Source organism: Psychrobacter sp. UBA6291, assembly GCF_002439405.1.
Lineage (GTDB): Bacteria > Pseudomonadota > Gammaproteobacteria > Pseudomonadales > Moraxellaceae > Psychrobacter > Psychrobacter faecalis.
In genome coordinates this window covers 39,807-60,879 of sequence record NZ_DJUD01000041.1, presented here as the reverse complement: position 1 = coordinate 60,879, position 21,073 = coordinate 39,807, and the positions used below count along the sequence as shown (strand labels likewise).

19 protein-coding genes are annotated in these 21,073 nt (G+C 44.8%); 3 read left to right on the top strand and 16 right to left on the bottom strand.

What is annotated here, in order from left to right; translation table 11 throughout:
• Positions 1–177: 177 nt before the first annotated feature.
• From B3R91_RS06755 to yghU, 8 genes are all read right to left on the bottom strand, one after another.
• Complete coding sequence (locus B3R91_RS06755) at positions 178–1,350, bottom strand: hydantoinase/oxoprolinase family protein (protein WP_286796936.1); 1,173 nt, start codon at positions 1,348–1,350, stop codon at positions 178–180.
• Positions 1,323–1,766 carry a hydantoinase/oxoprolinase N-terminal domain-containing protein gene (locus B3R91_RS06750; protein ID WP_286796935.1) on the bottom strand — a complete coding sequence of 148 codons (444 nt, stop codon included), beginning with the start codon at positions 1,764–1,766 and terminating at the stop codon, positions 1,323–1,325. Before B3R91_RS06750 ends, B3R91_RS06755 begins: the two co-directional genes overlap by 28 nt.
• A gap of 40 nt (positions 1,767–1,806) precedes the next feature.
• Positions 1,807–3,570 carry a hydantoinase B/oxoprolinase family protein gene (locus B3R91_RS06745; protein WP_286796934.1) on the bottom strand — a complete coding sequence of 588 codons (1,764 nt, stop codon included), beginning with the start codon at positions 3,568–3,570 and terminating at the stop codon, positions 1,807–1,809.
• A 358-nt stretch (positions 3,571–3,928) separates the two neighbouring features.
• The gene (locus B3R91_RS06740) at positions 3,929–4,144 is read right to left on the bottom strand and encodes an EamA family transporter (protein WP_286796933.1); all 216 of its coding nucleotides are present in this window, start codon (positions 4,142–4,144) and stop codon (positions 3,929–3,931) included.
• Positions 4,145–4,166: 22 nt separating this feature from the next.
• Positions 4,167–5,411: a DUF819 domain-containing protein gene (locus B3R91_RS06735; RefSeq protein ID WP_286796932.1), complete on the bottom strand. Its 1,245-nt coding sequence runs from the start codon at positions 5,409–5,411 to the stop codon at positions 4,167–4,169.
• A 224-nt stretch (positions 5,412–5,635) separates the two neighbouring features.
• Positions 5,636–7,303, bottom strand: coding sequence for a DEAD/DEAH box helicase (locus B3R91_RS06730; protein WP_286796931.1), 1,668 nt, complete (start codon positions 7,301–7,303; stop codon positions 5,636–5,638).
• Between the two features lie 618 nt (positions 7,304–7,921).
• The gene (locus B3R91_RS06725) at positions 7,922–8,998 is read right to left on the bottom strand and encodes a DUF1176 domain-containing protein (protein WP_286796930.1); all 1,077 of its coding nucleotides are present in this window, start codon (positions 8,996–8,998) and stop codon (positions 7,922–7,924) included.
• 447 nt (positions 8,999–9,445) lie between these two features.
• On the bottom strand, positions 9,446–10,327 hold the full coding sequence (gene yghU, locus B3R91_RS06720; RefSeq protein WP_144296173.1) for a glutathione-dependent disulfide-bond oxidoreductase: 882 nt from the start codon (positions 10,325–10,327) through the stop codon (positions 9,446–9,448).
• 331 nt (positions 10,328–10,658) lie between these two features.
• Between yghU and B3R91_RS06715 the strand changes: the two genes are divergently transcribed.
• Positions 10,659–12,035 (top strand): DHA2 family efflux MFS transporter permease subunit, encoded by a 1,377-nt coding sequence (locus tag B3R91_RS06715; RefSeq protein ID WP_286796929.1) that lies wholly within the window; start codon positions 10,659–10,661, stop codon positions 12,033–12,035.
• Between the two features lie 144 nt (positions 12,036–12,179).
• On the opposite strand, the gene bfr (B3R91_RS06710) is transcribed toward B3R91_RS06715, so the two are convergent.
• The 3 genes from bfr (B3R91_RS06710) to B3R91_RS06700 all read right to left on the bottom strand — a co-directional run bounded on the left by bfr (B3R91_RS06710) (position 12,180) and on the right by B3R91_RS06700 (position 13,883).
• Positions 12,180–12,662 carry a bacterioferritin gene (gene bfr, locus B3R91_RS06710; protein WP_102076432.1) on the bottom strand — a complete coding sequence of 161 codons (483 nt, stop codon included), beginning with the start codon at positions 12,660–12,662 and terminating at the stop codon, positions 12,180–12,182.
• A gap of 70 nt (positions 12,663–12,732) precedes the next feature.
• Entirely contained in the window at positions 12,733–13,221 is a 489-nt protein-coding gene (bfr, locus tag B3R91_RS06705) for a bacterioferritin (protein WP_068405485.1), read from the bottom strand.
• Positions 13,222–13,691: 470 nt separating this feature from the next.
• Positions 13,692–13,883 (bottom strand): (2Fe-2S)-binding protein, encoded by a 192-nt coding sequence (locus B3R91_RS06700; protein ID WP_068405488.1) that lies wholly within the window; start codon positions 13,881–13,883, stop codon positions 13,692–13,694.
• A gap of 286 nt (positions 13,884–14,169) precedes the next feature.
• On the opposite strand from B3R91_RS06700, the gene B3R91_RS06695 reads away from it, so the two are divergent.
• The gene (locus B3R91_RS06695; RefSeq protein WP_068405491.1) at positions 14,170–14,493 is read left to right on the top strand and encodes an ArsR/SmtB family transcription factor; all 324 of its coding nucleotides are present in this window, start codon (positions 14,170–14,172) and stop codon (positions 14,491–14,493) included.
• Between the two features lie 151 nt (positions 14,494–14,644).
• Here the strand turns inward: B3R91_RS06695 and B3R91_RS06690 are convergent, their stop codons facing one another.
• From B3R91_RS06690 to B3R91_RS06670, 5 genes are all read right to left on the bottom strand, one after another.
• On the bottom strand, positions 14,645–15,367 hold the full coding sequence (locus B3R91_RS06690; protein ID WP_349681533.1) for a sulfate/molybdate ABC transporter ATP-binding protein: 723 nt from the start codon (positions 15,365–15,367) through the stop codon (positions 14,645–14,647).
• Positions 15,368–15,436: 69 nt separating this feature from the next.
• Complete coding sequence (gene cysW / locus B3R91_RS06685; RefSeq protein WP_144296176.1) at positions 15,437–16,447, bottom strand: sulfate ABC transporter permease subunit CysW; 1,011 nt, start codon at positions 16,445–16,447, stop codon at positions 15,437–15,439.
• Entirely contained in the window at positions 16,447–17,328 is an 882-nt protein-coding gene (cysT, locus tag B3R91_RS06680) for a sulfate ABC transporter permease subunit CysT (RefSeq protein WP_068405497.1), read from the bottom strand. Before cysT ends, cysW begins: the two co-directional genes overlap by 1 nt.
• Positions 17,329–17,550: 222 nt before the next feature.
• Entirely contained in the window at positions 17,551–18,651 is a 1,101-nt protein-coding gene (locus B3R91_RS06675; RefSeq protein ID WP_286796928.1) for a sulfate ABC transporter substrate-binding protein, read from the bottom strand.
• Positions 18,652–18,887: 236 nt separating this feature from the next.
• The gene (locus tag B3R91_RS06670) at positions 18,888–20,063 is read right to left on the bottom strand and encodes a sulfate ABC transporter substrate-binding protein (protein WP_286796927.1); all 1,176 of its coding nucleotides are present in this window, start codon (positions 20,061–20,063) and stop codon (positions 18,888–18,890) included.
• Between the two features lie 383 nt (positions 20,064–20,446).
• On the opposite strand from B3R91_RS06670, the gene B3R91_RS06665 reads away from it, so the two are divergent.
• The gene (locus B3R91_RS06665) at positions 20,447–20,980 is read left to right on the top strand and encodes a hypothetical protein (protein WP_144296180.1); all 534 of its coding nucleotides are present in this window, start codon (positions 20,447–20,449) and stop codon (positions 20,978–20,980) included.
• The last annotated feature ends 93 nt before the right edge of the window (positions 20,981–21,073 follow it).

Below are 21,073 nucleotides of genomic sequence, written 5' to 3'. Positions count from 1 at the left end.
GCATTTAGGTATCATGCCAGCTAATAAAATGTCGTTCTCCTTTATATCATACCTGTATGACGACTGGATTTCTAAATATGATGCGTACTAAATACGATATCAAAAATAAAATCAGGCATTAAATGAGGTTAATGCCTGATGGGAAAACTAGAAAGCGATAACGATAAAAACAGCAAGCTAAGCGGCTTTGGTCAGCTTATAAGTGCCCGTCTCATGCAATTCTGCTTGCCAGCCTTTTTTAATCACAATCGTGGTGGTTGGTTCTTGAATAAGCGCCGGCCATGCAACTATTGCCCCTGCCCCAAACTCTTCACCATTATAGATAGGCGTATCAATCCATTCGTATTCTTGATCCATGATCATCTCACGGCTACCTACTTGCGCTTGACTGACATCACCTTGTTGCTTAGCAAGCTCTGGTAGCTTGGGCTTACTGATTTTACCGATGACAGCGACTTCGATATTGACCAGCTCGACCTTGTTGTCACGCTCATCATAAGTATAAAGCTCTTTATGACGGTGATGGAAGGCTTCCAAAATCGTTTGCACGCTATCGACATCAAGCTTGCCATTGGGTATCAGCACATTACACTCATGCACCTGCCCGACGTAGCGCATCTCCATGGTACGCTCGATGATGATATCATCTTCTGCAAAGCCATCTTCTAACAGCTTTTGTACGCCTAGGCTTTCTAGCTCGTGTAAGGTAGCATTAAGCGACTGTAGCTCTGAATCTGGCGCAATAATCATCATCTGCGTGGCCAGATAGTTATATTTAATATCAGAGATGATTTGACCAAAGGCGCAAAGACAAGAGGCAATCTTTGGTATCAAAATAGTACCAATCCCCATCTCTTCGGCCAAATCAACAATATGCATACCACCTGCGCCACCGGCACAGATTAATGCAAAGTCGCGAGGGTCATAGCCTTTTTCAATAGTAATACGGCGAATCCCATTTGCCATGTTTTGATTAACAATAGCACTGATACCAAAGGCGGCATGCGCCAAGTCAATCTTTAATGGATCGGCGATATGTTTTTGTACCGCTTGCAGCGCTTTGTCTTTATCCAAAGTCACGCAGCCGCCTAGCACGGCATCGGGCTCAAGGTAACCTAACACCAGATTGGCATCAGTCACCGTCGGCAACTCACCACCTTTACCATAAGACGCAGGACCTGGGGTCGCGCCAGCACTTTGCGGCCCTACCTCTAACATACCAAAATTATTCACATGACCAATAGAGCCGCCGCCTGCGCCCAGCGTTTCAACATGAATCATCGGCACGCCAATACGATTGCGTAGGAAATCAATATCACGGTTTAGGCTGGTTCGGCCAGATTTGGCCATAGTGATGTCAAAAGACGTACCGCCCATGTCGACGGTGATAATGTTATCAATGCCAAAGGCGCTGGCGGGTAACTGGCATCGTAGCGGTGCCCTTCTTCTTTGTGCCCTAAGCGTATCTCGATACTGTCTTCATGTCCTTTGGTACATAGCAAGCCTACTTTCACACCTGTCATCTGAATCAGCGCATTTAGGGCGACGGTCGTACCATTAATACACAAGTCACAGGTTTGAATGATGTCCTCGATAGGACGGTTAAATTTGTTGGCAATTTGCTGTAGACCATTGGCAATGGCTAGGGTGCCATCCTCTGGGGTTGATGGTGCTTTAAACAGATGAATATCACCGGTTTTTTCTGCCAAGACAAAATCTGTAAAAGTCCCGCCAGCATCAACGCCAATACGAAAATCGTTGTTCATAAGTCATCCTTAACTCAATCATGAAAGTTCAATGTGTGTTTTATGCGGTTATCTGGCGGCGTAAGTACTCAGTCTCAGCTTCATTTAGCGTCAAAGTTTCTGGGTCAATCACCACACCGTATTCAATCTTTGCCGCAGCAATTGAGATAATCCTTTCTTTTACATCCTTGATGACCGCTTGAATATCGCGATCAAATGAGCTGCCGTAGCCGCCGCCACCCGGATTGATATTGCGCGCGCGTTCACCCGGCGTGATTTCCGTAACGGTGTTTTTTCTATATAAGTCCGTTTGCCCGTCTTTATGTAGTATCTCTAGACGCCCAACTTTGAGCTCAGGTGAGATTTGTTCCGCGCCGCCAGCGCCCATAGTAGGATGCTGACGACCTTCGCCAAAGGCAATAACCGTCATCGTATGGTCTAATGGCTCAACTTCCCAAACCGTACCACAGCCGCCGCGGTACTCGCCTACGCCGCCACTGCCTTCTGCCAAGCCATACTTATGAATTAAGATAGGATACTGGTACTCTAACAGCTCAATATCTCCCGAGCTTAACGCCCCAAAGCAGCTTAATGGTCCACAAGCATGCCAGCCATCCATTTGTTGTGTAGCACCTGCGCCTGAAATAATAGCCGCCAAAATCATGGTGACGTATTGCTCGCCAGTTTTTGGGTCAATCCCAGCGATATTAATCCCTGAAGAATGCCCCCAAGAGGCGGTAACACGCTCAGGTGCCGCTGCTTCAAATGCCATACGTACCGCATCGGTTAAGGTTTCCATCGGCGTGGTCGTACAGTTGACGTGCGGCGCCGGTTCTTTGGCATTACATAAAGTGCCATGCTCACCCAAATCAACGGTCACACAGCGGTATAAGCCTTCGTTATACGGCGGCTCTACTTGGGCAAACATCATTAGCCCAAGCAATACTCCTGACATCGAGTTACCAGCATAAGAGTTGATAAAATAAGGGACTTGCGGCGGACTGGTGATTTTAATATGTACATCACTGTCTTTGATGACAATGTCGGCGCTGATGGTCATATCACCCAAGCCATGACCTGAGTCTTCTAATACCGCCTCGCCATGATAATCGCCATCTGGGATAGACGAGATTAACGAGCGCATATGATGGTCAGCCATGCTCTTTAGCTCTTCAATCGCTCCACGTACCGTCTCAATGCCATATTTGTCTAGCAGCGCAATCATATTACGCTCACCGACGGCACACGCGCCGTACTGGGCATTGAGATCGCCTTCTTGATTACGGCGTGAGCGCATATTGCTGTGCAGCAAATTAATGACATCATGGCGTTTGACGCCTTTTTCCCACAGCTTAATGGGCGGAATGCGTAAGCCTTCGGCATATATCTCTTTGGCATCAGGGTTATAGCCGGCTGGCACAGGGCCACCGATATCAGTGACATGACCTTTACAGACCGTCCAAAAGACCAGCTCACCTTTATAAAACACCGGCTTATACATACAGCAATCTAGGATATGGCTGCCCATCATCACAGGATCGTTATGATAAATCACATCGCCTTCATGAATGTCATCACCATAATATTCGGCGACGGCTTTCATGGCGGGCATCAGTGAGCCTAAATGAATGGGAATGTCTTGCCCTTGCAAAATCATCTCAGGCAGATGATCAAACAGCGCATTACTATAGTCATGAGCTAAGTTAAAGACACTCGAACGGGCGGTTTTTTCTAAGGTGGTTGTCATCTCACGCTGCGCCGTTTCTAGGGCGCCACGTACGACAGACAAGGTAATGGGATCTATAGAAGGGTGAGCGTTGCTCATGAAAGACTCCTTGTCGAGAAATTTGGGTCGGAAACAGCGCGTTTATATAGGCGAAATAAAAGAATATACCGGTCTATATGACCATTTATCCTTATCCTTCAGCGCGCGCTTTATCTGGCTTATCATCTATCCTAATGATCAAGCTTTTTCACTATAGCGAGGTTTTGGTCAAATAGATGGACTGTGTGTGCAGAGTTTTTGACTGTGAGTGTACAGATGTAACGATAAGCAGCCTGTTTTTACGGTTATCATAGTGCGATATAAAGCGTTTAGCATAAAAAAAGAGCAATACCTCATATGTGCGGCACTGCTCTTTTTGTCTATTCTTACTAACTTCAATTGTATACGTTATTCAATACTAGGTACGAACCGCCTTTCTCCATAGTCCTATCTTTATATTAGCCAATACCAGCCCAGATAAGATAAGCACCATCGCTAGCATCTTCCACCATGTGACCACCTCTCCTGTAAACAACACTGAAGTCGCCATCCCAAACACGGGCACCAGTAAGGCAAATGGCATCACCTTAGAGGCGATATTTTGGCTAAGCAGATGCGCCCACAATCCAAACACGCCAGCATTTAGTTAAGTGCTATCACCCCACCACCAGCCGCATCATTTGCGTACTGATATAACCACCAAAAGTACCCACGGCATAGCCTAAAATACCCAAAAATACCCCGACTGGCGCCAGTGACGGATGAAATGCTGTAGCGACAATCGGTGCTGATGACGCGCCGCCGGTATTGGCATTCGAGCCAACTGCCAAAAAGAAGAATGGCGCACGAATCATTCTAGCAACCGCAAAAACAATCACAACGTGAATACTCATCCATAGTAGACCAATGAGTAGTAAGCGCCACTGCGAGACAATGCCCGCTAGATTGATTTGCATGCCGATAGCCGCGATTAAGACAAAGATAAATACCGTCCCGATTTTGGAGGCGCCAACATGGTCAAGACGGCGGATTTTGGTAAAGGAAAACACCACCCCTATTAAGGTGATAATCACCACCATCCAAAAGAACGAGCTGGCAAAGCTATATTGTACTGCCCAACTATAAGGCGCAAAGAAGCCTGCTATCTGCCCGCCTGCGAAATGCGCCACCCCGACCATGGCAAAACACAAGCCAAACATCACCATCAAATCATTGATAGTGGCAGGACGCGCATGGTCTCGCTCATAGCTTTCCACCGCAGCAATCACTTTATCAATACTACTGCTATCCGCCCGTAAAAACTTATCTATCTTTGCGCTGTGCTTTGCCATGACCAAAATCGCCAATAGCCATAATGAGGCATTGGTGGTATCGACCAAAATCATCATGCCAAATAAATCATCACTGACGCCAAACAGCTCTTTCATCGCCGCTTGGTTTGCTGCCCCGCCAATCCAGCTACCCGCGACCGCTGAAAACCCGCGCCATAAGGTATCGTCGGTAAACATATTAGGTGATATCCATTTGGCAATACCTAAGCTAATCGGCCCACTAATAACAATGGCAATACTAGCCGCAAAAAACATCGCAATGGCTTTCCAGCCTAAACCTAATATTTTTGGCACATCCATCGACAAGGTCATCAATAGCAAACTGGCTGGCAACAGATAGGTGGCGGTAAAGCCATAAATCTGTGAACCAATACCATCAGCAAAGACACCCAAGCTATTTAGGGTTGCAGGAATAAAGCAGCACAATACAATACCCGGCAGTACGGCATAAAAGCGGCGCCAAAACTTACCAGGCAGCCCTTGGGTATAAAACACCAAACCAATAATGGCCATGATAATGCCAAAGGCTAACGGCAGATTACCAATGGCTAAATGAGAAATATCGGGCATCAGACAGCTCCGCAGCACACGATGATTAAAAGCCTGTCAGTATAGACAAGGCGAAAAAGACGCGCAAGCAACGATATAGCATTGTTGACTTTTTATTAGTGAAACATACAAGTATTTTGACGCACAAAAAAGCCAGACAACAAGTATCTGGCTTTTTAATATGACGCTATATGATTAATAATGACATTTATTTAAGCCATTATTAACCATTCATTATAACGTTATTACGAGTTTCTACCACGGTTGCCGCCTGTTGGACGACCTTGACCACGGCTGTCAGAGCGATTCGCTGGGCGACCTTGGCTGCCACTTGGACGACCGCGACCGGTTGCAGCGCGATCGCCGCGTGGTGCGCTGGTACCGTCACCACGGCTAGGCGCGCCTGTGCGTTTGCCTTGATAGGGTTTGCCACCTGAGCGCTCACTTGGCTTGCCTTGATAACCGCTGTCATTGCTGGCGCGTTGACCAGTCGGCGCGCTGTCGCTTGAGCGACCACGGCCTTGACCATTACCGCCGTTTGAACGACCTGCATAACCGCCTGCTGAACGACCACGGCCTTGACCGTTACCGCCGCCGTTAGAGCGTCCACGACCACGGCCACGACCATTACCTTTGTTTTCGCTCGGTACATAAGTCTTCTTAGGTTCCATACCTTCGATAACACAGACTTCCATTTTGCGATCTAAGTAACGATTGATAGCGTTTAGCTGTGGACGATCATCCATGCTACATAAGCTGATAGCAATACCAGTACGACCAGCACGGCCACAACGACCGATACGGTGGACGTAATCTTCGGTTTGACGTGGCAAGTCATAGTTAATAACGTGTGAAATCGCTGGTACGTCTAGACCGCGAGCAGCAACGTCGGTCGCTACTAGGATTTTAACCTTGCCATTACGTAAGTCTTGTACGATACGGTTACGCTTGCTTTGCGGCAAATCGCCATGGAGGAAACTGGCTTTATGACCCGCTTCTTGCAGCTGTTTGGCCAATTTTTCTGTACTACGTTTGGTCGCTGCAAAGATAATGATTTGTTCTATATCTTTGTCACAAACAACTTTATCAAGCAAACGATTTTTGTGATCAAAATCATCACAGTAGTATACTTTTTCTTCGATATGCGCCGATTCAACTTTGATTGAAACGCGCTCAGGATTTTTGGTGAAGCTCGCCGCAATCTTGCCAACAGGGCCATCCCAAGTCGCTGAACACATAATCGTTTGACGATTATCAGGTGCCGCTTTCAAGATATCGTTGATATCATCAGCAAAACCCATGTCTAGCATACGGTCAGCTTCGTCAAGTACCAACACTTCAAGGTTTGATAAATCAACGCGACCGGCTTTGATATGGTCAAGTAAACGACCAGGCGTCGCAACAATCACTTGAACGCCTTTTCTTAGCGCAGTAATCTGACCGTTGTACGGTGCGCCGCCGACTAATGGCACACAGAACAGACCGCGCATGTCTTTTGAATAGGTACGAACGCTGTCATGTACTTGTTGAGCAAGCTCACGCGTTGGCGTTAAGATAAGGGCTTTGGTTAATTTGTCAAAGCTAGTGGCACGGCTTAAACGGTCAAGTACTGGGATAACAAATGCCGCAGTTTTACCACTACCGGTTTGCGCTGACAATAATAAGTCGCGACCCGCTAGAGCAAAAGGAATGGCTTGTTCTTGAATAGGTGTTGGGTTGGTATAGCCAACGCGGTCAAGCGCGGTCAAAATCGGCTTGGCAATATCAAGGTCGCTAAAAGTGATTTTATTTTCTTCAGCAGCGTCAGTAGTAGCCGCTTGATTATTGGTATCAGCAGTTGCAGTGGTGTTTGGGGTATCAGTGCTGTCGATGATGCCGTTTTCAGCGGCGATAGCAGATAAGATGTCAGTCATAGTAATCCTTGGTAAGTATAAGCTGCTGTAAATTCAGCAAGCTTGATGCATACCACTGATAACCGTTCATCACGCCGCATTTATAAAATTATTGTCTCACCTTAAAAGGCTTAACAATCAAAAGCCAAGCCATAAAGCTTGTCAATATTATAAAGGCGTTCGTGCTGTCTGACGTATTTTGGTGGTAGTGCCGAGTGTCTTATCCTTGTTTGCTAAAAGCGCATTATCAATGCTTTGTCCAAAGCAGATAAAGGCTGGTAACAACCAATCTAACCGATATAGCGGTCAGTAGATAAGATATGAGTCAAAAATAACGGATTTTTCACTATTAATAGAAAAGGTTATTTAAGTACACAAAATCATCGGCAACAATTACTTATGGTCATCCTAGACCCAAAATCGCAGGCGATGTTATCAATCTCATAATTCACGCTAGTCTATGCTAACGTGGCGACGCAGTATAGCACAACATTAGCGCAAACAGTACCTATTTTTCTGTTCATGGTAAAAATAGGTCATATCTCAAACAATTTAGGCTAAAAAGCCGCTGCGCCAGTCTTTAATACAGCCGCTTCAACGCTTTTATCTTTAATACAATAATTTCTAACATACGCGCTATTAACGCGACATTTCCACTTCCGTCACATAGGTTGGCAATTGCCAAGCGCCGCCCGCCTCTATCAGCCGGCACATACCTGTGGTGCTTTCATGACTTTTCTCAAACGCTCTGCCTGTCCATACCCATTCACTTTTGGCTAAACAGTCGCCAAGCCCGCGGCCTTTTTGCACCGAGGTTATTTTACCATCGCCATAATCGGTCGCGCTTGTCGTCACCAAGCTCGGCTTATAAGGCTTAGTGTCATTGAATACCCAAACACCCGTACCCGTGTTATAAGCGCCCGTCCAACAATCATGCTGGGCGAGCAGCTGCTTACTGTTTAAACGGCTGACGCGCCACGCTGTCTTATCCGCTAAGTTTGGACATTCAGTGTTGACATCTTTCATAGTGGTTTTCATCATCTCTGCCAACTGCGATGAGCGCATGGCAAATTTTTTCTTACTACTAGAGAGGGCGTTAGGATTAGGAGTGACCAGTCGTAGTGAAGGAGCGGCTTGCGGCGATAAGATGCCACTATTAGATTTACTGGTGTTATTGCTAATAAAAGCGCTTGAGGTCCCTACCCGGCCTTGAGCTTCGTCGGCTTTGAGCATCACTGCACTGGCCCCTTTATCCGATAACTGCCAGCGCGTATTGCGAATCACTAGCTCAATTTTGCTTGATTTGGTCAAGGCATCAAGCAGCGCGCTCACCTGCGCTGAGGTTAGCTCGGCATGACCTGCGGCCACTGAGTAAGGCTTGGTTTCTCCATAATCTCTATCATTAATAAACAGTGAGATACGATGGCGATTACCAAGCTGCATCAGCGCTTTAGCAGAGCTTTCTTTAGCGCCGCCAAGCTTTACTTTGCCATCGACGGTAGCGTTTGCTCCTGCGCGGCGTACCAATAGTAAAGACACAGGTAAATCGCTATTATTCTCCGCTTGGTAACCTGCCAGCCGGCAAGTACGCGTATTGTCGCAAGCGACTTCCCAATCTTGATTACTAAAGCTTACAGGCGTGGCAGCCTGCGTCACGGAACTCAATAAAGCGGCGCTAAGGGCAGCAAATAACGGTAATATCATTTTTTTTGTCATGAATAAAGGCAACTTTTTTATTTTTATCAAAATGTTTTTTCTATGCGGGTTGTTTTTGCTAGGAGCATTGTCTGTTAGCAGACTACATGCGCTTGGCGATTGACGAGTGAATGGTAAAGGTAGAAAAACCATCTCGTTGAATAGAGGTAGTAGTATAGGCTGAGTTTTATTATTCTTCATAGTCATTACTCATTAATAGAAGAAATATCAACACCTGCCCAAGAAGGCGGTGGCTACTATCTTAACGTACTAATGTTTCTATCTGTTATGCTAATGTACCATTATGTAAAGATGAAAGTATAGTCAAAGAGCGATATACCGATAAATATATTTGGAATAACGGATATTAAAAAAGCAAAAGGTTAACAAGCAATGGCTTATTAACCTTTTTATGAAAACTTATGTTTTGCTACGACTATTTAAATATAAACTGATAAAGTTAAATCTTTAAACAATAGGCTTTAATTCTAAATCTACGGCGCGTTTTACCGCTGGACGGTCGGCGATTTTTTGTGCCCAACGTTTGATGTTTTTGTAATCATCTACTTGTAAAAATTCTGCCGCATCATAAAGCTTGCCCAGCACCAGCTGACCGTACCACGCCCAGATAATCATATCAGCGATATTATAGTCCGCCTCATCATTACCGCACATATACTCGTGGTCTTTGAGGTGCTTATCTAGCACATCAAGCTGGCGTTTGGTCTCCATCGTATAGCGATTGATAGGATACTCTAGCGGTTCGGGCGCATAGGCGTAGAAATGCCCAAAACCGCCACCTAAAAACGGCGCACTACCCATCTGCCACATCAGCCAAGACAGACAATCTGCGCGCGCTTTACCTTGCTGCATCGGGATAAATTTGCCAAACTTTTCCGCTAAATATAATAAAATAGCCCCCGACTCAAAAAGCGCAATAGGCTCGCCAGCATTTTTATCATTTAAAGCATCAGTATAATCAACCAGCGCCGGGATTTTAGAATTGGGGTTGATAGCGACAAACCCTGAGCCAAATTGATCGCCCGCAGAGATATCTATTTTGTAGGCGTCGTACTCAGCGCCTTTAACATTCAGCTCGGCAAGCTCTTCTAACAAGATATTTACCTTGACGCCATTCGGGGTATTTAGTGAATACAGCTGTAAAGGTGCATCGCCGACCGGTAATTTTTGCTCATGGCGCGCGCCAGCTGTTGGGCGATTGATACTGGCGAACTTACCACCATTTTCGCTGTCGTTTTTCCATACTTTAGGCGGCGTATAGGCTTTGGTATGGTTGTTTTGAGTGTCATTATTTTCGTCATTGTTTGATTGATGATTGTCACTACTCATAATAATTCCTATTTTTTTGTTGTATAAAACAGAGCCAAAGCCAGACTGAGGCGGCAAAAGATTTATATTAGTCTCACGTCGTCCTATATGATAATTCTACTATAGCAAATCTTTAGTTAAAGCCCTGTCTTGTAACCCATTTTTAAAAGTAACGAGCACGAGTATCAAAGCGTTTGAGAACACACTTCTTATGAATGAGCTTACACCGTTACTTTGCTACTCTTTAACTCATAGGCGGTTATTTTTATACTAGCCCAACTTAACAGCTTTTTAGAGATAGGCTTAACAACAGAAGTCAAAAGATGAGGTCAAAAGACATGGTGATGACAATATGGTAACCCTAACCCCAACGCAAGATAAATACCTACCCTATGTCTTGGCGGTGGCGCTATTTATGCAGATTTTAGATGCTACCATCTTAAACACCTCTTTGCCGCAAATGGCGCAAGCCCTTGGCGAGTCACCATTAAAAATGCAGTGGGCGGTTATTAGCTATGCGCTAACCTTGGCGATTTTTATTCCTATAAGCGGCTTTTTGGCTGATAAATATGGCACGCGGCGGGTGTTTTTATATGCTGTAATCATCTTTTGTATCGGCTCACTATTGTGTGCCGCCTCCCCAACGTTGAATTTATTGATTGGTTCGCGCGTCATCCAAGGTATTGGCGGCGCGATGATGACCCCTGTGGCGCGTCTCATATTGGTCAAATCTTATCCGCGCAATAAGCTATTAACCGTGATGAACTTTGCGGTGATACCCGCGTTAATCGCGCCCCTAGTTGGACCAGTATTGGGCGGTTATATCGTGCAATATACCAGCTGGCATTGGATATTTCTCATCAATATCCCGATGGGTATATTTGGTTTTATCATGGGTAAAAAGCTGGTACCTGCTTTGTTTGAGGACACCAAGCGTTTAGACTGGACGGGTTTTGCTTTATTTGCTGCCGCCGCTTGCGGATTTACTTTGGCGGTCGAGTTTGGCTCACAGACTGGGCGTGGGTTTTACGGTTTGCTACTCGCACTCGGCGCTAGTATCTTGATAGGCGCGTATGTGTGGCATGCCAAACGCCGTGCAGCGCCATTATTTCCACTAAGTTTATTTAATATTCGCACTTTTCGTATCGGTATTACTGGCAACTTATTCACCCGTTTAGGCATCAGCGCCGTGCCCTTTTTATTGCCGCTGTTGCTACAAGTGGTGTTTGAATACTCACCGTCGCAAGCGGGTTGGCTGCTTGCACCTATTGCCGTTGGTGCAATCGGTATCAAGCCTTGGGTCAGTAAAATTATTCAGCGTTTTAGCTACCGCAAGGTGTTGGTGGTCAATACCTTTTTGATAGGCCTGCTTATTATTGTCTTAGCGCAGTTTAATGATGCGGCAAATTGGATTTGGTTTATCCCTATTTTGACCGTCATGGGTGCCTGTAATTCCATGCAGTTTAGTGCCATGAATACCATTACTATCGGTGATTTAGAGGGCGCGCAGACCAGTAGCGGTAACAGCTTAATGGCGGTCAATCAGCAATTGGCGATTAGCTTTGGCATCGCTTTTGGGGCGGCGGTCTTGAATCTACTGCGGGAACGCTTCGAGCTTGATACCTTGGTCGCCTTTCAGACCACCTATTGGATACTGGGTATTTTAACCATCCTTTCAGGTTTATACTTTTTACGCCTCAAACCTGAAGACGGTCGTGGCTTATATTAAGTTATTGGTATTGAAAGATACTTATCTCTAAAAGTAACAAACATTAAAAAAGCATTAAATATAAAAACGCCAGCGTAACCTAAAATCAGTTAATCTAAAACTTATCTTAGGATACGCTGGCAAGTAACGGCAATTCTTATAACTTTAAGGCGTGTGGTCGTCATCCATTTGTGACTGAATATAATTTTCAATGCCAACGTCTTTAATCAAGTCCTCTTGGGTTTCAAGCCAGTCTTGATACTCTTCATTGCCATCTTTTAGGATAACCAATAAATGACGCGAGACATAGTCATGCTTGCTCTCGCACAAGGTAATTGCATCAGTTATGATAGAAAATTTCTGCTTTTCTAAGCGCAAGTTGCAGTCAATCATTTCAGGCACATCTTCTGCGATGAACATTTTGCCGTAATCTTGCAGGTTTGGCAGACCGCCTAACAATAAAATACGCGCAATAAGGTCATCCGACCATTTCATCTCTGCAATAGATTGCTTATAGAAATTTTCGTTTAATGCCTCTAAACCCCAATGACGGGCAATACGGGCGTGCAAAAAATACTGATTGATGGCGATTAATGACTGACCGAGCACTTGATTGAGTGCGCGAATAACTTCTTTATCCCCTTTCATGCTGTTCTCCCTGTCCTGCTTATTCGTTTATCAATTTAATATTCGTGAAAACTGCTTAATATATAAAATACTAAACAATATCAGGAGACACTTCCGCCATCTGGCTTTGTAAATAATTGGGCAGACCAACCATATCAATCAGGCGCAGCTGCTGCTCTAACCAATGGGCATGATCTTCTTCGGTGTCTTTGAGCTGCTCAACCAACATCTCACGCGTCACATAATCGTGCTCTGCTTCACAAAGCGCAATACCGTCTTTTAGATGCTGCTGTACTTGATATTCTAAGTCTAGGTCCAATTGCAGCATTTCAGGTACCGTTGCGCCAATATTAATCTCATTGACGCGCATCTTCGGCGTACCGCTTAACATCAAGATACGGCGGATAATCGCCTGCGCGTGCTGCGTTTCATCTTGCATCTCATGGTGGATACGGTCGTATAATTTACCGTAATGCCATTCTGCATACATCTCAGAATGAATGAAGTACTGATCACGAGCCGCAAGCTCGCCACCTAATAAAAAATTTAAATAATCAATGACCTTTTGGCTGCCTATCATGACTCATACTCCTATGTTTTTATTTGGCTACTAATACATTCACAATAATAAATATAGTTAAAGTACCATTCGTAAACCAATCAGTAAAGATTAAAACCCATCAAACGTCTTACAAAGTTAGATAGATATAGTAGCATAGGCACGCCGTAGCGCTTGTAACGATATGAACTAAGAATAAGATGCTAATTGAGAATTATAATTAACTCGCTTACACCGATAGCGTTTAGCGAGTAATCTTAATAGGTGATTTATGAAGGCAAACAGAGATAAAGGATAGCCGCACTCGCCTTTTGAGTTACTTATCGTCTTTCATGGTGATGGCTTTTAACCATAAATAACCATAAAAAGATGATTTGAACGCGGATAAAGGCGAATTGGCGGCTAAAACACTACAGATAGAGGGAAAGCAGAAACGGGATTTGAACGGATTGGCAATAGAAGTGGATACAAGCAAATGCTTAAACTGTTTCTTAAACTGCGTAGGCCAACGCATCAAGCTTGGCATGATGTTCGTCAAGAAAGTCGTTGACCATAGGTTCGCAGCAGCCACAGCACGTCGCTACATCAAGGGTGTCTTTTAACCCCTCTAATGTGTCAATGCCTGAAGCAATGGCAGCTTTGATTTGTTTGTCTTTGACGTCGTTACAGATACATACGTACATGTGCGGCTCCTACTATGAATATCTAGCTAATTATGCTTTATAATAACGATAATTATTACCATTTACAATAGTATTTGGTATATTTATCCGTCATATCAGGTACAGCTAAAAGATATATTACCCTAACTTTATCCATGTAACTGAATACAGTCTTAGGTGTAACCACAAAGTACCAAAGGTAGTAAAATGGCGACGAACTGTAAACCTGCTCATTTTTTAATCGATTTTACCGTTAACTGCTGTTATATTGACCCCCTATTAACTAAATCTATATTGGAATTGTTCTATGTCTAATAATAATTCTACGATACAGCCGCTTGAGTTATTTAAAGTCTTGTCTGACCCAACGCGCTTAAAGATTTTTCAAATCTTATTTAATAAAGAGTCGCGCTGTGTTGGTGAATTGGTAGAAATACTCGATCAGCCGCAGCCGACCATCTCGCGTCACTTAAATCATTTGAAAAAACTGGGCATTTTAAGCTGTGTTCGTGATGGGACGTGGATGTGGTACGAGGTATCTGATGATTTGCCAGAATGGTGCCAAGATATTTTAGAAATCACCTATAAGCAGATATCAACTAAAGACATCAATATGCCAAAGCCTGCTTAATGTCAAAAAAAGCAGATTGAGAAAGTCTAACGACAAATAATTAAGCGCAAAAAAAAGACCTCTCATTGATAGGTCTTTTTTGTTTTTAAGCTTCTTTTTTAAGCGTTGTTTTAAAATATGCCCTTAATATAAATACGCCTTTAAGCCTAAATTAGACTAGGTCTAAAAAATCACTGACAAAGGCGTTTGCTGGCTGGTGAATCAGCTCCTCTGACGTCCCTACTTGCTCGACGCGGCCCTGATTCATCACCACAATCTCATCCGATACCGCCCGCGCCTCTTCTTGGTCATGGGTTACCATAATGCTGGTAATACCCAGCTCGTGGTGGATATTTTTTAGCCAAGTGCGCAGCTCTTTACGGACTTTGGCATCTAGCGCGCCAAACGGCTCATCGAGTAATAATAGTTTTGGCTTTACTGCCAAGGCTCGTGCCAGCGCGATACGCTGACGCTGACCACCTGATAATTGATGCGGATAAGCATTGGCAACTTGCGGCAACTGTACTAGGTCTAGCAATTCAGCAACGCGCTTATTGATATCCGCTTTACTCGGGCGCTCATTCTTCGGTAGCAAGGTTAAGCCAAAGCCGACATTGTCGGCAATGTTTTTATGGCGAAATAACGCATAATGCTGAAACATAAAGCCGATATGGCGCTTTTGCACTGGTGTATTGGTGACATCGAGCTCATCAAATAATATCTGCCCAGAGTCCGCGTATTCTAAACCTGCAATGATACGCAGCAAGGTGGTTTTGCCGCAGCCTGACGGACCAAGCAACGTCGTCAACTTGCCTGTTGGCACGGTGATATTGATATCATCTAAGGCGGTAAAGTTACCGAATTTTTTATTAACGTTGCGAATCTGGATACTCATAATGGGTTCTCTTATTATATTTTTGGCTTAGCAGATGCCTTTCTTGCTGATAGATTTGTAAAATAGCGCTTATAAATTGCCTGTGCTTTTCGCTAAAGTGGCATCCGTATCTGACGCTTTCTTAGCACCTTTAGTGTTTGACGTATTGCTAGCATTGCCAGCGTTGTTAGCATTGTGAGCGTTGGCACTCACTGGCAATTCAGGCGCACTTGCTAGACGCTCAGACTTGGCGAATTTGCGCTCTTGCAGCTTGGTCATCACTTGTTGTATCAATAGCGTTACCAGCGCCAAGGCAGCCAGTAAGCTCGATAAGGCAAAGGCGGCGGTAAAGTTATAATCGTTATAAGCAATCTCAACCAATAGTGGCATGGTGTTGGTTTCGCCGCGGATATGGCCAGATACCACGCTTACCGCGCCAAACTCGCCCATCGCCCGCGCATTGGTCAAAATCAAACCATACAGCAGCGCCCACTTGATATTAGGCAGTGTCACATGCCAAAAGGTCTGCCAACCGCTAGCGCCCAAGGTTAATGCCGCTTGCTCTTCACTATCGCCTTGGGTCTGCATCAAGGGTATGAGCTCACGCGCTACAAACGGAAAGGTCACAAATAAAGTCGCTAAAATAATCCCTGGTACGGCGTAAATCACCTGAAAGCCCATGCTCTCAAGCCAGCCACCGATGCTAGAGTTTAGACCAAATAGCAGCACAAACATCAAACCTGCCACCACCGGAGATACCGAAAATGGTAAATCAAGCAAGGTGGTTACCAGCTGTTTACCTTTAAATTGATAACGGGTCACAAGCCAAGCTATTGCAATACCCATCACCATATTAATCGGCAACACGATAGCGGCAGTAATTAAGGTTAGCTTAATTGCTTGCAAAGCTTCAGGGTCAACCAGGGAAGCGATATACAACTGCCAGCCGTTTTTAAAGGCTTCATAGAACACTGCTAAAAGTGGCACCACCAACATCGCCACCATAAACAACACAGCAATAGCGATAAAAGTACGGCGTATCCACGGCGTGTCTTTGGTCGCTGGATTGCTTTGGTAGTCGTAGCTATTAGAAATTTGCATTAGCGGGCTCCTACGCGGCGCGACAGCTTCCACTGTACGATGTTAATGGTCAATAAAATTACAAACGAAATCAGTAGCATAAAAAGTGCGACAGCGGATGCGCCTTGCACATCAAACTGCTCAAGCTTACTAATAATGATTAAAGGTAAAATCTCAGACTGCATCGGAATATTACCAGCAATAAAAATCACCGAGCCATACTCGCCAGTGGCACGGGCAAACATCATACCCGCGCCCATCAGTAAAGCCGGCAATAGCTCTGGCAAAATTACCTTACGAAAGGTCGTTAAACGATTGGCACCCAATACCGCCGCCGCTTCTTCGAATTCAACGGACAATTCTGCAAGCACTGGCTGCACCGCACGGACGATAAACGGAAAGCTGACGACCACTAAAGCGAGCCAAATACCGAGTGGCGTAAAGGCGACTTGGATGTCAAATTTGGCAAACCACTGGCCGATTAAACCATTGGGTGCATAAAGAGTCGCAAGCGAGATACCGGTAACCGCTGTCGGTAGTGCAAATGGCAAATCAACCAAGGCATTAATCAGCGACTTACCCCAAAATTCATAGCGCACCAGCACCCAAGCGACCAGCGTACCAAACACCATGTTGGTTAGCATCGCCAAAAACGACATCCATAAACTGAGTTTGATAGCAGCAGTGACTTGCGGCTGAGTAATGGTTTCCCAAAAACCCGTCCAGCCCATTTGTGTCGTGGTATAGGCCATCATGGCAAACGGTAGCACCACCAGTAACGATAAGCTAAAGACGGTGATGCCCATGCTTAGCCCAAACCCTGGTAGCACATTGCGTTGACGCAAGCGCGTCAGCCACCCTTTCTTGATGGGTTTGCTGGCAGGAGAAGTTGTTGCACTCATAGTGATGTCCTATTGCCTAACTGCTGGCGCTTATTTTCTGCTTGTAAGCACCACGTGCTATCAGATGTATTTAATGTATTTATTATGGGTCTGTGTAAGCGATAAAGGACATAGCGTGGGTAGCCATGTCCTTTAGGTGCTTGGACGTTATGGTAAAACTGACGGTTTAAATGCTATTTAAGAAAATTTCTAAATAGCACAATCAGTCAGCGTACTAGCGGCTTACTTTGGTGCATTAATGGCTAACTGATCGAACACGCCGCCATCGCTAAAGTAAGTGCTCATGATTTCATCCCACGTACCAAAGGCATCGTTTGGACGGAAAGTATCGATAGGTGGCAACTTATCGCTGTTTTTATCAAGCACACTCTTCACGCTTGGGCGAAGATATAAGTTAGCTGCCAATTGCTGTGCAGGCTCGCTCCATAAGTAATCAAGATAGGCTTTTGCCGCATCGGTGGTGCCCTTTTTGTCAGTCACGGTTTTCACAACAGCGACTGGGCTTTCAGACTTGATAGAGTATTTTGGATAAACAATATCGACTTGCCCTGCACCAAAATCTTTGGCAGCCAAGTTGGCTTCGTTTTCAAAGGTGACCAAGACATCACCGATACCGCGCTGAACAAACGTCGTCGTCGCTGCACGTCCGCCATTCTCATAGACTTTGACGTTTTTCAGCATGTCTTTGACGTAGTTTTTGGCCTTAGTTTCATCTTTATTAAAGGCATGCAAACCATAACCATAAGCGCCTAAAAAGGCATAACGACCATTACCCGTGACTTTTGGGTTGGCCATGACAATCTCAACGCCTTCTTTGGTCAAATCTTGCCAATCATTAATACCTTTTGGATTGTCTTTACGCACCAAAAATACGATGGTACTGGTGAAAGGTACGGCGTTGTCTGGGAATTTGCTTTCCCAATCAGCCTCAACCAAGCCTTTTCCCTCAAGTAATTCGATATCAGAGCCTTGGTTCATGGTCGCCACATCGGCTTGTAAACCATTAGCCACCGACAGGGCTTGCTTACTTGAGCCGCCGTGCGATTGCTTGATTAAGATATTGCTGTTAGGATTCTCGCTTTTATAGTGCTCAACGAATAATGGGTTGTAGTCTTTATAAAAATCACGTGCCACATCATAAGAGACGTTTAGCAGTTCGATGTTTTGTCCTTCTGCGGCAGCTGGCGTGCCTTCTGCATTAGCAGTCGTTTCTGTCTTTTCGTTATTGCTACAGCCCGCAAGACCCAAGGTCAATGCAACGCCTGCAATGCTCAAGACGTTAAGTGTTTTACTTCTTTGTTGATAGCCTGCTGCGTCTTTCATAAATCCCTCAAAGGTGTCTGTTAGATGATATTCATTAAATGATGCAAGTATGCTAACAGCGCCAGCTTATTATGTTTAATGATGAATATGCGTATGTTATTGCCAAAATGGAATAATGAAGTAATGATGATTAAAATATAGCCTTATCAAACACTTAAACGAGAAATTTCTTAAATTGCCTTTACACTTTTATTATTCGCTAATGAATATTGCTTATAACTATGCAAAACCCAGCTCTACTTCACTCTCGCCAGCTGATCAAAACGCCCGCCATCGACAAAGAACGTCGCCATGATGCTTTCCCAATCACCAAATACCGCCACAGGCTCAAAGGTTGCAATTTCAGGTAAGGTCTTGCTGTGTGCGGCAAGGACCTTGGCATTACTAGGGCGCATATACATCTGTGCCATCAGCTCTTGTGCGGGCGTCGACCATAGGCCTGTTAAATAGTCATTTGCCGCGGCGGTGGTGCCTTTTTTATCGGTTACGGTTTTCACCACAGCCACAGGGTTGGCAATCACAATCGAGTAACTTGGATACACGATATCGACTTTTCCCTTCGCGAACTGCTTAGCAGCCAGATGCGCTTCATTTTCGGTGGTGATTAAAACATCACCAAGACCGCGCTGGGTAAAGGTCGTGGTGGCAGCGCGCGCGCCATTGTCATAGGTGACGACGTTTGCCAGTAGTTTTTTGATAAAAGCATCGGTTTTGGCAGGGCTTTGCACCTTTTCTTTAAAATGATGTAAGCCGTAGCCATAAGCGCCCAAAAAGGCATATCGCGCCGTGCCACTGGTCTTGGGATTTGGCAATACTACGGCAATATCGTTACGCGCCAAATCTGACCAGTCTTTGATGCCTTTTGGGTTGCCCGCACGAACCAGAAGCACCATGGTACTGGTATAAGGCACGGCATTGTTTGGCAATGCCTGTTGCCAATCGCTAGCCACCAAGCCTTTTTCAACCAGCAAGTTCATATCGCTTTCTTGGTTTAAAGTAACGACGTCTGCCTGCAAGCCATTGGCAACCGACAGCGCTTGTTTGCTCGAGCCGCCGTGCGATTGGTTGATATTCACCTTGATACTTGGGTGTTTTTGCTGATAATTTGCATTAAACAACGGGTTGTAGTCTTTATAAAAGTCGCGTGAGACATCATAAGACACATTTAATAAATCAATATTTTTTGCCTCGTTTGCGGCGTCGTTTTGGTTGGCTTCGGTAGGGTTGCAGCCTGTGATCAGTACCGCCGCTGCAAGCACACTACCAAGACCAAAACTGCTGGTAAGATTGACGGTAAAACTAAAGCGATTGGTGAGCACTTTGCCGATGCTTTTAGGTTGAATGGCGAAAGAAGCACGCGCATTGATATGCTTGTGAGATGTTTTTTGGCCGCTCTTTTTATTTGGCTGCATATTTGCTCTCGATAGGAACGTTGTTCTCTAATAATAGGGATAAAAACCTTGCATTTCGAAATTCGGTTCTATGGATAATGAGCAATATGCTAACAGCCTGTGAGACAATTGCTTAGTGACAAATACGCTTATCGAGTGATTAACTTGGCATAAGTAATTTTATTAGTTATTCTAAAGTGCTTGTCTTTCCTCGGTATTTTTGTAGTTTTGTGATAAGCAGACACTTTTGAGTAAGTTACGGTATTGCTTAGGCTCTAGACGAGCCTCTATAGAGTCGATATTATCCCTTAGCTTGTTGTATATCAGGCGCTGCACTGATAAAACTTAGCCCATCCGCTTTCACTTATTTCCTGTTTACTAACCCCTTTATTAAAGGTAATGCAATGATCAAGTCTCCACCTCGTCATGCCCGTCAGTCACGCTTTTTTGTAGGTATTTTAACGACCTCTATCGCTTTATTGGCCTTAAGTGGCTGTAATAACGTAACGCCAAGCGTTAATAACCAAACGATTCAGCAACCAAACGCTGCTGTCACACCAGCGGTGCAGACGGTCGTTGGCGATTACGCCTCTGACGGTTATGCCAAGCGTGCCCAAGGCTATGATTGGGTGGGTGTGATGATAAGAGCTGACGGCGCAGACAATGGCGAGCAAATTGATATTAAGGTACGAGCGCGTGGTGATGTGAAAAAACCAACTTGTCACTTCGATGGTAAAGCGACATTAATGGGACAAGACGAGGCGCACGGTGTCATTTTTCAAACTAAGGTCAATGACAGTACCGCCTTTTTCCAGTTTAAAGATGATGCGTTGACCATTGATAGCCAAGATAAGTACGCGCTGAATTATTTTTGTTCGGGTGGAGCCTCACTCATTGGCGAATATCAAAAGCTTGAGGGTGATTTAGCGCTCAATTAATAGTTTTAATTGCCTGTTTTAGATAATAAAATGAGATGATAAAAAAGGTGCCAGATAGTTACTCTGACACCTTTTTTCTTGCGCATTATCTTC

Excerpts from the sequence above, each read along its gene's own strand:
- B3R91_RS06755 (WP_286796936.1), bottom strand. The coding sequence starts at position 1,350 with ATGGCCAAATCTGGCCGAACCAGCCTAAACCGTGATATTGATTTCCTA.
- B3R91_RS06750 (WP_286796935.1), bottom strand. The coding sequence starts at position 1,766 with ATGAACAACGATTTTCGTATTGGCGTTGATGCTGGCGGGACTTTTACA.
- B3R91_RS06745 (WP_286796934.1), bottom strand. The coding sequence starts at position 3,570 with ATGAGCAACGCTCACCCTTCTATAGATCCCATTACCTTGTCTGTCGTA.
- B3R91_RS06735 (WP_286796932.1), bottom strand. The coding sequence starts at position 5,411 with ATGCCCGATATTTCTCATTTAGCCATTGGTAATCTGCCGTTAGCCTTT.
- B3R91_RS06730 (WP_286796931.1), bottom strand. The coding sequence starts at position 7,303 with ATGACTGACATCTTATCTGCTATCGCCGCTGAAAACGGCATCATCGAC.
- B3R91_RS06725 (WP_286796930.1), bottom strand. The coding sequence starts at position 8,998 with ATGACAAAAAAAATGATATTACCGTTATTTGCTGCCCTTAGCGCCGCT.
- yghU (WP_144296173.1), bottom strand. The coding sequence starts at position 10,327 with ATGAGTAGTGACAATCATCAATCAAACAATGACGAAAATAATGACACT.
- B3R91_RS06715 (WP_286796929.1), top strand. The coding sequence starts at position 10,659 with ATGGTAACCCTAACCCCAACGCAAGATAAATACCTACCCTATGTCTTG.
- bfr (WP_102076432.1), bottom strand. The coding sequence starts at position 12,662 with ATGAAAGGGGATAAAGAAGTTATTCGCGCACTCAATCAAGTGCTCGGT.
- bfr (WP_068405485.1), bottom strand. The coding sequence starts at position 13,221 with ATGATAGGCAGCCAAAAGGTCATTGATTATTTAAATTTTTTATTAGGT.
- B3R91_RS06700 (WP_068405488.1), bottom strand. The coding sequence starts at position 13,883 with ATGTACGTATGTATCTGTAACGACGTCAAAGACAAACAAATCAAAGCT.
- B3R91_RS06695 (WP_068405491.1), top strand. The coding sequence starts at position 14,170 with ATGTCTAATAATAATTCTACGATACAGCCGCTTGAGTTATTTAAAGTC.
- B3R91_RS06690 (WP_349681533.1), bottom strand. The coding sequence starts at position 15,367 with ATGAGTATCCAGATTCGCAACGTTAATAAAAAATTCGGTAACTTTACC.
- cysW (WP_144296176.1), bottom strand. The coding sequence starts at position 16,447 with ATGCAAATTTCTAATAGCTACGACTACCAAAGCAATCCAGCGACCAAA.
- cysT (WP_068405497.1), bottom strand. The coding sequence starts at position 17,328 with ATGAGTGCAACAACTTCTCCTGCCAGCAAACCCATCAAGAAAGGGTGG.
- B3R91_RS06675 (WP_286796928.1), bottom strand. The coding sequence starts at position 18,651 with ATGAAAGACGCAGCAGGCTATCAACAAAGAAGTAAAACACTTAACGTC.
- B3R91_RS06670 (WP_286796927.1), bottom strand. The coding sequence starts at position 20,063 with ATGCAGCCAAATAAAAAGAGCGGCCAAAAAACATCTCACAAGCATATC.
- B3R91_RS06665 (WP_144296180.1), top strand. The coding sequence starts at position 20,447 with ATGATCAAGTCTCCACCTCGTCATGCCCGTCAGTCACGCTTTTTTGTA.